Source organism: Psychrobacter sp. CX14 (assembly GCF_057396205.2).
On record NZ_JBXYJI020000002.1, the window covers coordinates 1 to 12,048 of the forward strand.

Annotated in this window: 3 protein-coding genes and 6 pseudogenes; 2 read left to right on the forward strand and 7 right to left on the reverse strand. The window is 41.9% G+C overall.

Translation table 11 applies throughout. From position 1 onward, the window contains the following. From AC2SLO_RS12365 to sdhC, 5 genes and pseudogenes are all read right to left on the reverse strand, one after another. Window positions 1-1,221, reverse strand: a pseudogene (locus AC2SLO_RS12365) (2-oxoglutarate dehydrogenase E1 subunit family protein); the annotation flags it as partial. A 744-nt stretch (window positions 1,222-1,965) separates the two neighbouring features. Then, window positions 1,966-2,677, reverse strand: a pseudogene (locus tag AC2SLO_RS12370) (succinate dehydrogenase iron-sulfur subunit). A gap of 175 nt (window positions 2,678-2,852) precedes the next feature. After that, a pseudogene (sdhA, locus tag AC2SLO_RS12375) lies at window positions 2,853-4,704 on the reverse strand (succinate dehydrogenase flavoprotein subunit). Between the two features lie 261 nt (window positions 4,705-4,965). Continuing rightward, window positions 4,966-5,337, reverse strand: coding sequence for a succinate dehydrogenase, hydrophobic membrane anchor protein (sdhD, locus tag AC2SLO_RS12380; RefSeq protein ID WP_486541515.1), 372 nt, complete (start codon window positions 5,335-5,337; stop codon window positions 4,966-4,968). Then, window positions 5,337-5,744 (reverse strand): succinate dehydrogenase, cytochrome b556 subunit, encoded by a 408-nt coding sequence (gene sdhC / locus AC2SLO_RS12385; protein WP_486541513.1) that lies wholly within the window; start codon window positions 5,742-5,744, stop codon window positions 5,337-5,339. Before sdhC ends, sdhD begins: the two co-directional genes overlap by 1 nt. Before the next feature lie 1,294 nt (window positions 5,745-7,038). Here sdhC and AC2SLO_RS12390 point away from each other — a divergent pair. Beyond that, window positions 7,039-8,318: pseudogene (locus AC2SLO_RS12390) on the forward strand (citrate synthase). 245 nt (window positions 8,319-8,563) lie between these two features. On the opposite strand, the gene AC2SLO_RS12395 reads toward AC2SLO_RS12390, so the two are convergent. Both AC2SLO_RS12395 and AC2SLO_RS12400 read right to left on the reverse strand, forming a co-directional pair. Then, window positions 8,564-9,586 (reverse strand): hypothetical protein, encoded by a 1,023-nt coding sequence (locus AC2SLO_RS12395; protein WP_486541509.1) that lies wholly within the window; start codon window positions 9,584-9,586, stop codon window positions 8,564-8,566. 93 nt (window positions 9,587-9,679) lie between these two features. After that, window positions 9,680-10,089, reverse strand: a pseudogene (locus AC2SLO_RS12400) (type IV secretion protein Rhs). A gap of 460 nt (window positions 10,090-10,549) precedes the next feature. On the opposite strand from AC2SLO_RS12400, the pseudogene AC2SLO_RS12405 reads away from it, so the two are divergent. After that, window positions 10,550-11,870, forward strand: a pseudogene (locus tag AC2SLO_RS12405) (replication-associated recombination protein A). Window positions 11,871-12,048 lie beyond the last annotated feature (178 nt).

Consider the following 12,048-nt stretch of genomic DNA (forward strand, 5'->3'; position numbering starts at 1 on the left):
GAAGCCCACTTGGTTATTGATAACTAAGTGAACCGTACCACCTGTGGTATAGGCGCGAGTCTGTGACATTTGGAAAGTTTCTTGAACCACACCCTGTGCAGCAATCGCAGCGTCACCATGGACAACTAATGGCAATACTAGATTACCGTCTGTGTCGTTACGACGTACTTGACGCGCACGAACAGAGCCTTCTAATACAGGAGAGACGATTTCAAGATGCGATGGGTTGAACGCTAAAGCTAAATGCGCTTCGCCACCTGGGGTCATGATGTTTGAAGAGTAACCATTATGGTATTTAACGTCGCCTGAACCTTTTTGAGGAACGACTTTACCATCGAACTCATCAAACAAATCAGCTGGGTTTTTACCCAAGATATTTACCAATAAGTTTAGACGACCACGGTGAGCCATACCGATAACCATCTCTTTTGTACCATACCCACCAGCACGTTGAATGATTTCGTGAACAGCAGGGATGAAGCTTCACCACCTTCTAGACCAAAACGCTTAACACCAGTGTATTTACGTGCTAAGTATTTCTCTAGACCTTTCAGCAGCCGTTAAACGCTCAAGAATTGATTTGCGTTTTTCAGCATCAAATTTGATATGGCCTAAATTGGTTTCTACGTACTCTTCAAACCAACGCTTTTCAGTACTGGTTGTCACGTGCATGTACTCAAGACCAATGTGACGGCAGTAAACACGCTCAGCAATTTCAATAATTTCACGAAGTGTCGCTTCAGGCTTACCAATATTAAAATCACTGGTCGGGAACACGGTGTCTAAATCCGCTTCTGATAGCCCGTGGAATTCAAGCGTTAGATCTTCTACTTCAGCACGTGGATGTAGCTGTAAAGGATCAAGCTGTGCACGGCGGTGACCACGACGACGATAAGCCGAGATAAGCTTCTGCACACCCATCTGTCTTGGGTCAACACAGTTGGCGACATTGTTACCTTGTGCACCAGTGTTACTAGCAGCCCCTACAGCAGGTAGCTTATTCGCAGTTTGGTTGCGAGCAAGTAGTAAGAACTGATCTTGAATGACATGATGCAGTGCATCGTTACCTGTCTCAAATTCTTTGAAATAGGCTTGCCAGTCAGCATCTACACTGTCTGGATCCTGTAGATACTGCTCATATAGAGACTCAATATAGCTTGCATTGTCTCCAGCAAGCTCTGTGGCCGCGGCTTTTTGGACATCTTGATTCATAGTATTCATAGTCTTTTCTTATTTACATTAAGGTTTAATTAAAATAAAACGCGATTAAGTCACACTGGCTATGGATGATTCAACATTATGGGATGCTTAGTGCAAATTTATAGTGGCTTATACAAGCGACTCTAAAAATGATAAGCCATTATTCTTCTATTTATACCACCAGAATGCATATTTGAGAGTAAACGGCACTATTGACCATTAAAAACCCTCTATTTTACTCTCTCTTTTCGCTATCCGTAACCTAGATTAGTGTTTATTTTACTCACAGTTATAGCGAGTGTTGTATGTTTAGGGTACAAAGTACAACTTTAAGACTATCGGCGGCTTTTATTTTAATAGTCTTGCCAAATAACACCGCTTTTAGCCTTTATTTTGACTTAAAACGATGCCAGTCTTATGACAACGATAAAAGCCGGCACCTCTTACCTACTTTGATGCAGATACCGTCCAGTTTTATGCGTACTTAACTTACCTGAACATTTATTTATTATTTATAGGTTTAGACTACGATAGTTTAGGCTACAGTTGCTCACTGAATATAAGGGTAACATGGAACCTAAATCTTCATCGTTTGTTTGTTCAATAGTAGATATTTAGAAACTAAATGTTCATCATTCGCACTAACGCAATTTTAACAAAAAAAGACCCCTATCAACAAATAGAGGTCTGTCGTAATCACGTAAAGTATCGCTAATATATGCTATCTATTCTGTAACAGTTAAAACTTAATAATAAAGAGCACGCTTAACCCGCTTGCTCAAGTAGTAAGTTACGTAGATGGCCGATAGCACGCGTTGGGTTTAGGCCTTTCGGACAAACCGATACACAGTTCATGATACCACGGCAGCGGAATAAGCTGAACGGATCATCAAGACGTGCTAAACGAGCTTGGGTATCGCTATCTCGGCTATCGGCAACAAAGCGGTAAGCATTCAATAGCGCAGATGGGCCCAAGAATTTATCAGGGTTCCACCAGAATGATGGGCAGCTGGTTGAACAGCATGCACATAGAATACATTCATAAAGACCATTTAGCTTTTCACGGTCTTCAGGAGATTGTAGACGCTCTGTTGGCGGTGCAGGCTGTTCGTTGATTAAGAAAGGATGAACTTTCTCATACTGCTCATAGAACTGGTTCATATCCACAACTAGGTCACGTACAACTGGCAAACCTGGTAATGGACGAATGGTAATTTTTTCAGGAAGCGTGTTCATGTTAAGCAAACATGCCAATCCGTTTTTACCATTGATGTTCATACCATCAGAACCACAAATACCTTCACGGCATGAACGGCGGAAAGTAATGCTTTCATCTTGTTTTTTCAAACGTAGTAAAACGTCAAGCAACATACGATCTGAGTCTAAAAGCTCAACCGTATATGTTTGCATGTAAGGGGCTGCGTCCTTATCAGGGGTCGTAGCGGTATAACTCAATGGTGCGAGTACCTCGGCTCATAGTGCTAACTCCACACGGTGTAGAGCTGTTTTTTCAAACGCATTAAAATCTGACATCTGATAAAACAGCTTTACTAATTTAAAAATTAAATTCAAAAATTAACGTCAAATAGCTTATTTAAGCGTTTCTATAAGTAGGTTAGAAAAACGATTATCGCCTCTAACCTACCGGTAAATTAGTAAACGCGTACTTTAGGCTCAACGTAATCAACAGTCAGTGGTACTTTGCGAACAGGCTTATAGATAACCTTATTGCCTTCAGAATACCAAAGCGTATGCTTCATCCACTCGTTATCGTTACGACCGTTTGGTGCAACTGGATCATCTTCTGGACGATCATAATCAAGTACGGTATGCGCACCGCGGCATTCGTGACGTTTTGATGCTGAAATCATTGTTGCTTTAGCGACCTCATAAAGGTTAGCCACTTCTAATGCTTCAATACGCGCAGTGTTAAATACTTGTGACTTATCAGCAAGATGAATATTCTCCACTTTCTCGCCTAGCGCCAATAGTTTCTCAACACCTTCGTCCATTAATTCTTGAGTACGGAATACACTGGCGTGCTTCTGCATCAATGCACGAATCTCATCAGCGACGTCTTGTGCGTTGTGACCTTGAGTTGATTGCTGCAATTTGTTTAAGCGGCCAACAGTATAGTCAAGAACGCGTGGATCGATTGGCTTGTAGTTGTGGTCTGCATGATGGTAATCAATCAGTGATGTGCTTACCAGCAGCACGGCCGAATACAACCAAGTCAAGCAGTGAGTTAGTACCTAAACGGTTCGCACCGTGAACACTCACACAAGCACATTCACCGATAGCGTATAAGCCTTTAACTACTTTACCTTCAGTGTATAAGCCTTCTTCGTTTGGACCACTGTCCAAATCAGGAACAATAACCTGACCATGAATAGTGGTTGGAATACCGCCCATCATATAGTGAATGGTTGGGATAACTGGAATTGGCTCTTTAGTGATATCAACGTTAGCAAAGTTTTTACCAATCTCAAACACTGATGGTAAACGCTTCATAATGGTCTCAACCCCTAAGTGAGTCATATCCATTACGATATGGTCAGCATTAGGGCCACAACCACGGCCTTCTTTAATTTCTTGGTCCATTGAACGTGATACTAGGTCACGAGGTGCCAAGTCTTTAACAGTTGGTGCATAACGCTCCATGAATGCTTCGCCATCTTTATTACGTAAGATAGCGCCTTCACCACGGCAACCTTCGGTTAATAGTACGCCGGCACCGAATACACCCGTTGGGTGGAACTGCCAGAACTCCATATCTTGTAATGGAATACCTGCGCGTACTGCCATACCAAGGCCGTCACCGGTGTTGATATAAGCGTTAGTAGATGCCGAGAAGATACGACCAGCACCACCAGTAGCAAGAACAGTATGGTTTGCTTGGAATACCGCAACAGTACCTGTTTCTTGTTCGATAGCGACAACGCCGTTGATGTTGCCTTCTTCATCTTTAATCAAGTCAAGCGCAATCCACTCGATGAAAAACTCAGTGCCTTTCTCAAGGTTCTTTTGATATAGCGTATGCAGTAGCGCATGACCAGTACGGTCAGCTGCAGCACAAGCACGTTGTACAGCCTTTTCACCATAGTTTGAGGTATGACCACCAAACGGACGTTGATAGATAGTACCATCTGGGTTACGGTCAAATGGCATACCCATATGCTCAAGCTCATACACTACTTTTGGTGCTTCGCGGCACATATATTCAATAGCGTCTTGGTCGCCTAACCAGTCAGAACCTTTTACAGTATCGTAAAAATGGAAATGCCAGTTATCATCACTCATGTTACCAAGGCTTGCACCAATACCACCCTGCGCCGCAACAGTGTGCGAACGGGTTGGAAATACTTTGGTGATAACGGCGACTTTCATGCCACCTTCGGCCAATTGTAGCGCCGCACGCATACCTGAGCCGCCACCGCCAACGATAACAGAGTCGTAATTTAGGGTTTTAATATTGCTAATTGTATTGTCTTGTCTAGTTGCCATTACGTTTTCCTAATGAATACGTTAGTCGTCATATTAGCTGGCGATGGGCGCTATATTAAGTCAGTTATTACTAAAATACTGCCACTAAAATCTCTTAAATAACTACTGAATGTACAAATCACATAGCGTATTTTAGCCGATTAATATAGCCTCACATTACCAGACAGGCTCACTTTTATTTAGAGTTGGTTTAAGTATTAATGTCACTTAAGCGGCACGCCTTGTCTTAGCAGATTCCTAAGCTTAAAGCAGCCACTTAGATTAAATAATACCGCGACCCCAAAAAATCATGACACCCCAAAATAGATACACTAAAATTGCGATAATCATAGCGGCTTGCAACACAATGCGTAAGCCAGTTGATTTAATGTAGTCGGTAAATACAGTCCACATACCTACCCAAGCATGAGCCGCTAGTGCAATAATTGCGACTAAACTTAATAGACGCATCGGCATGCTCATGATGAATCTTACCCACTCTTCATAGTGCACATCACCATGAGTTAGGAAGAAGCCTACCATCACTACAGCATATACGGCCAATACAACGGCACTGATACGCTGCATAATCCAATCGCGCGAGCCTGAACCTGTTAGGCCAGTCGCACTTTTAATTCCAGAATCATTTCTCATTAGAACATCACCCATATAAATGATAGCACTATCAATATAGCGGCAATAACAAAACTCACAACTGATGCTGTTTTGCCTGACTTAAGCTCTTCGTTAAAGCCCATATCCGCAAATAAATGCTTAATACCCATAACGAAGTGGTAAGCCGTCGCAGCAACAAAGATCCATACGATAAAACGTAGGACAATATTGTCAAACACAGCAGCAAAGTGGTGAGGAGAATATAAAGAAGTTTGTAGAAGCCACAGCATGACGGGAATCAGTAAGAACAGAATAATCCCTGAAATACGATGCAAAATCGAAGCTCTTGCCGTAGGTGAGCTGTTAACGCTTATCACTTGGCTAAGTGGCAGATTAATCGGTCGGTTGCTTTTCACAGCGGGCGTCCTTTTACGGTTGACACTCATGTTATCGCTTACACATCACAGCGACCTAACCCATTACTTAAATTACGAGTAATTTCTTAAGTAGCTACGAATAAAGCACACACGAGACGGATAAGTTAAGGAGTAGCTAACTGGCTAAATAAAGAACTTAGCCGTACTGTAAAGCTTACAGCACTCTAAAATTATTTTTTAATTTTAAAAAAAGCTTAGAGTATAAGAATTCGATGCTAGAGCTGACACTGTTATACGAAACGGCAAGCACTACCTATTATCTACAGACAACGTACTACTTAATAGTTACTGCTTGATTGGATATGCACTGCTAAAATAAGGAGCTATGATAGGCTGCATACGGTCAAACAAACAAAATAGGCGATGCATATCTGACAGTTTCGAAAAGCGTTGGCGACTATTAAAGAATTAACCAAATGAGATAACTAGGAGACTCTCCTATAAATTTATAATTAATATCAAACAACAACTAATAATAATTATAAATCAACGTCCTATAACGTATTAACTCTCAGTTAAATTACAAGCCAGCATCTGGAACGCAGTAATTATAGAGTTTGTTTCTATCAATTACAAATAAAATACTAAAACAACAACCCTCTTGCTAGCCTTAAGGCTACTCTTAATAGGGTTATTGTCTATTTTTTATTACAGATTCACCACGATACTTTTGCTATCTCGTGTTAGTTTAATGTTACTTAACCTCTGCTTAGTCTGGCTTTAAGTGTAATAATTACCGGAAATCCCCGCCCCTTTTTTCACCAAAAAACACTTTATTTTTATAAAATACAAAGCTTGGCTTCATTTTGGCATTTCAAAATTGATCTCATCTTCATTTACAAAGCATTAAACTACCGCTTGGTTAAAAACAATTAAAATAGGCAACAAACATTGACTAGGGGGTAGTGCTTACGTTATAAATGTTTTTTTCAATTGATTGTATTAACTGGTAATATATCAGTCGTCTCGTTTTATGCCTTACCAGAATTCGGCCAAAGCCTTTGTGACACAGTCTCCATATTGTTTTTTGAATGAGTATCGTGTGCCACAAATGGAATCGAAAAAAGCATAATGGCCATGCCGCTATGACTTAACGGACTTTAGCAGGCTTTATAATCAGTGAATACAAATAACGAGCGTATTGTTTTTTGATTTTTTAACACGTTTTAAGTGTCATACCCGGTAACTTCAGCATAGAATAATCGCAGTGTTGGTACAGTCGAGTTAGATTGTCTGACCATGCCCATTTTATAGAAGTTATCATTCCAAATTTACTATTTATTCCAATAATCAAGAGGATTTTATGGCTAACGATACTGCATATTTAAAGGTAGATGGCGAAGAGCACGAACTACCCATTCTTAGAGGCACACTAGCCATCCAGTAATTGATGTTGCTGCATTCCAAAGTGCAGGCTATTGGACATATGATCCAGGTTTTAAAGTAACCGCGCCTGTTGAGTCTCAAATCACTTTCATTAATGGTGAGAAAGGCGAGTTATTACACCGTGGTTATCCAATCGACCAACTTGCTGACAATGCAGAATACCTAGAAGTTTGCTATGCACTATTAAACGGCGAGCTACCCACTGCTGAGCAAAAAGAAGCGTTCTACAGCAAAATCCAAGACAACAAAGAAGTTGACGCGCAAATCCGCAACATCTTTGACGGCTTCGGTAAAGATGCTCACCCAATGGCAATGTTGATCAGCTTAATGGGCGCATTAGCCGCTGTTTATCACGACGGTCTAGACATCGCTGATGAAGAGACTCAAGAAGCTACTGCTGTTCGTCTAATCGCTAAGATTCCAGCACTTGCTGCTATGTGCTACCGTCATACTAAAGGCGAAAGCTTTGTTGAGCCACGTGATGACTTCAACTATGCTGAAAACTTCTTATACATGATGTTTGGTGATGCGTCTGACGCAAACTACAAAGTAGATCCAATCCTTGCAAAAGCAATGGACAAAATCTTCACCCTACATGCTGACCATGAGCCAAAACGCTTCAACGTCTACTGTACGTTTAACTGCGTCTACTGGTGCTAACCCTTATGCGTGTATCGCTGCAGGTATCGTTGCACTATGGGGCCCATCACACGGCGGCGCTAACGAAGCGGTTCTAAAAATGCTTGATGAAATCGGCACTGTCGATAACGTTGAAGAGTTTATGGAAAAAGTGAAACGCAAAGAAGTGAAGCTAATGGGCTTTGGTCACCGCGTTTACAAAAACTTCGACCCACGCGCTAAAGTAATGAAAGAGACCTGTGATGAAGTATTGGGCGCTCTAGGTATCACTGATCCTAAGCTTGAGCTTGCTATGAAGCTTGAGAAAATCGCTCTAGAAGACGAGTACTTTGTTAAACGTACCTATATCCAAACGTTGACTTCTACTCAGGTATCATCCTTAAAGCGATTGGTATCCCAACCTCTATGTTTACGGTAATCTTTGCTCTAGGCCGTACGTCAGGTTGGATTAGCCACTTAATCGAAATGCACCGCGCACCGTTCAAGATTGGTCGTCCACGTCAGTTATATACTGGTGAGACTAAGCGTGATTTTGTTAAGATTGAAGACCGCAAATAATCAATACTGATAGCTGCTGATAATTAGTCGCCATTCGTATTAATTAGCTATCTTTTTGGATAATAAAAAGCCCTCGAGAATCTCGAGGGCTTTTTGTTGATATTAATATTGTTTCAATTAAGACAAGCATTTATAGTCTTAGCCAAACTAAAGAGCTACAGCGTTAACCTCATTAAGCCTACTAGAGTAGTACTTGCACTCGGTTGCCTTGTATCTCATTTAGTTGCCTATGACTATAGATAAATCTATTCAAACTCTTTTAGACGCTCTTCATACTTAGCAATCTGCTCATCATAACTTTCAATTTTGCCGGTAAACTCTCTAACCAAGTTATCAAACTCTTCTGACTGCTTCTGCTGTAGACTCTCAAGCTCCTTGCTTTGCTGTAGTTGAATTTGCTGCCACGTTTGATATTGACGTAATAAGCGTGCTAATGCAGGGCTCTTAATCACCAAACGCTGAGCAAGCTCCGAGTTCGCAAATAAATCTGGCGTTAGCGTCGCAATATTAAGCAAGGTATCCATCGCTTCAGCAGGCAGCGGCACCTCTTCAGGCAAATACAGTGATTGCAGCGCCACGTTATAACGGCGACTGATTTCATTGGCAGTCAACATTTGCGGCGCTACCAAAGCTGTATTGTTAATCAAAGGCAGCTTCTCTAATGCCAATGCTTCAATATTATCGATATCAGTATCATCACCAGTATCGTCCGCCGCTTTTGTTGCCTGACGGTTATCTGCGGTATTCGACTGAGTAGTGATTTGATTATCGGTCTGCGCTTGTTCGGTCGATGCTGTTGCTTGAGTTTCTGATTCAAGCTTAGCATTGGGGTTTTGGATGTCCGTGTTTGCTGCGCCATTATTGGTCGTCGCATTGGTCTGATTACCGGCCACAGGACTACCCGCTTCTGTATCGGCATCATTATTACTTATAGCAGTATCCAATAACGACCCATCGGGTTTATCCGCCGCTTGCAGTGCTTCGTATTCTGCTAACTGGCTTTCCTGTACATTCAGCATCTTTGCCACAAACTCTGCTTCAAATTCTTCCACAGTAGCCTTTGCAGCATCGCTCATCGGCACCGCATTTTCTGGATTAGTAGATTGAGCCGTCTCGGAAACGGTTGTTTCTTCTGACTCGGCTTCCGTATTAGGCTGACAACCGGCCAATACCACACTACTTAGTAGAATGGCAGACAGCGCCTTGCTAAGCGACTGCCGTTTAGCAAGGTGAACTTCCTTATTCATATCAAACTCTCTATGTATCATATCCTACCTTATTATTGTCTTTATCTATTCTAACACCTGCTTAAATATCTGGTTAAAAGCCTGCTTAAATGTTTGGCTGTTATATCAGGGCGACTAAGCTTTGGTCAAATCATTATTATTTAAAAATGGGATACACGCCTGCCATTGTTGGCACTCTTGACCCTGCTCTCGTCTGACAAAATAATCTTGTACCATGCGCGCTTGCTGCTCGATACCATACTTAAAGAACGATTTACCCTCTTCAAACGCATAATCATAACGGCGATTAATTAATGCGCTCTGACGACTTTTAAGCCGTGCTGCAATTGCCATACATGGGTTAGCTCATGAATCAGCCAGCTTTTTTTGCCTAAAGATACCTTAGAGAAATCCTCCACCCAATCTTGCTCGTTAAAATAAATATTGCCATTGGGACTGACTGCATAATTTTTAAGCACCCACCAAGCTGTTTTTAATTGCACCTGACTCACATCAAAATCATTACCGAACACAGAATGCGCCATAGCAATCTCTGCCTCGTTTAAAACCGAGTCCTTTGTTTGGTCGGTTTACTGACCAAAGACGATGGCCAGAGTTTATTTCATCCACTTATTCACTCGCCCTCGCTTTAATGCCATGATAATGTCTCGACATAAAATAATTTGAAATAAATACCGCTCTCATAATGCGTGCACTACTGCCGTACTACAAGGCGGCAGATACCTTACTCACTCGACTCTTACAAATCTCATAAACGCTTACACTCGGTTAACTTGCAAATGACTCTATTTTCGGTTGTAATCGAGAGCTATAGTTTGCAAACAACCAAACCGCTAGCGTTTTAGACTTGCCTGATATGCAGGCCGTATAACGTTTACTCGTCTGCCATGTCGCTCTTTTAGAGTTTGACTATAAGCAATATGGCCTTAATCTTCTACCATAAATAATTTATTTAATCGTATAACAAGGTATTGACCACTTATTATGTCCAATCGCTATAACACGTCTGCTCAATCTGATATTCCTTTAGCACAGCGCCTGCGCCCTAAATCGCTTGATGAAGTCATTGGGCAATCTCATCTATTGGCAGAGCATGCACCGATTCGCCGCCTTTGTTGAGAATGGTCATCTGCCCTCTTTGATACTACATGGTGAGGCGGGTATTGGCAAAACCACGATTGCGATGCTGCTTGCCGATGCGGTAGGCCGTCCGTTTTATCCGTTATCGGCGATTAATACGGGAGTGAAACAATTACGTGAAGTACTCGATGCGGGTAATAAATCTGGACAGACAGGTCTTGATTTTGCCGCACCTGTGGTCTTTATTGATGAGATTCATCGCTTTAACAAAGCACAGCAGGATGCGTTACTTGGCGCGGTAGAATCCGGTGATATTACCCTAATTGGTGCCACCACCGAAAATCCGTCATTTAGTGTCAATAATGCCCTGTTATCACGTTGTCAGGTTTATAGGCTTGAACCTTTGGATAAAACACAGATTGAGTCCCTATTAAACCGCGCCATCACAACCGATGTCATTTTATCGACGCTTGATATTAAGCTTGATGCTGCAGAGCAAATTGCTGCGCTTGCCCAAGGTGACGCACGTAAATCTTTAAACCTGTTAGAGATGGCCGTACAAGCCGCTGATCAGAACCAATCGCCAATTGTGATTGATAATAACCTACTTGCCAGTGTGGCACAGACGACTCTACAGCGCTACGATAAAGATGGCGATCAGCACTACGATATTATCTCGGCAATGATTAAATCAGTACGTGGCTCAGACCCTGATGCAGCCTTGTACTGGATGGCACGTATGCTCGTATCTGGTGAGCCGCCAGAGTTTATCGCTCGCCGCTTGGTGATTTTAGCCAGTGAAGATATTGGTAATGCCAACCCAAATGCCCTGTTATTAGCAGATGCCGCACTGCGTTCGGTAAAAATGATTGGCATGCCAGAAGCACGGATTATCTTGGGTCAAGTGGTGGTGTATTTAGCCACCTCTGCCAAGAGCAATAGCACTTATATGGCCATTAATAAAGCCATGACATTGGCACAAAAAGACCAGTCGCCTGTTCCTTTGCATCTGCGTAACGGCGTCACTGGTCTGATGAAAGCACAAGGTTACGGTCAAGATTATGTCTACCCTCATGATTATCCAAATCATTATTATCCGCAGCAATATTTGCCTGACAATCTAATCGGTACTCAGTTTTATGAATATGCAGATAATCAACGCGAGCAGCACAGCTTACAATTTATGCAGTGGCTACAATCGCAGCCCAATACAAAATCATCTTAGTGCTATTAGATCGTCTTAGTAGCATTAAATCATCTTAGTAGGGTTAATAAGAAGCTCAATCACACTGAATACGGTTAATCATTTCAATACCGTTGATTCATGGCAGTTAATGGCACTAAACCTCAGTTAGGGGTACAATGGTCGCCTATAAAATCCTTGACTAAACAACATTATTAAA

Bases quoted from the DNA above. Each gene is read 5' to 3' on its own strand.
- AC2SLO_RS12395 (WP_486541509.1), bottom strand. From the start codon at position 9,586: ATGATACATAGAGAGTTTGATATGAATAAGGAAGTTCACCTTGCTAAA.
- sdhC (WP_486541513.1), bottom strand. From the start codon at position 5,744: ATGAGTGTCAACCGTAAAAGGACGCCCGCTGTGAAAAGCAACCGACCG.
- sdhD (WP_486541515.1), bottom strand. From the start codon at position 5,337: ATGAGAAATGATTCTGGAATTAAAAGTGCGACTGGCCTAACAGGTTCA.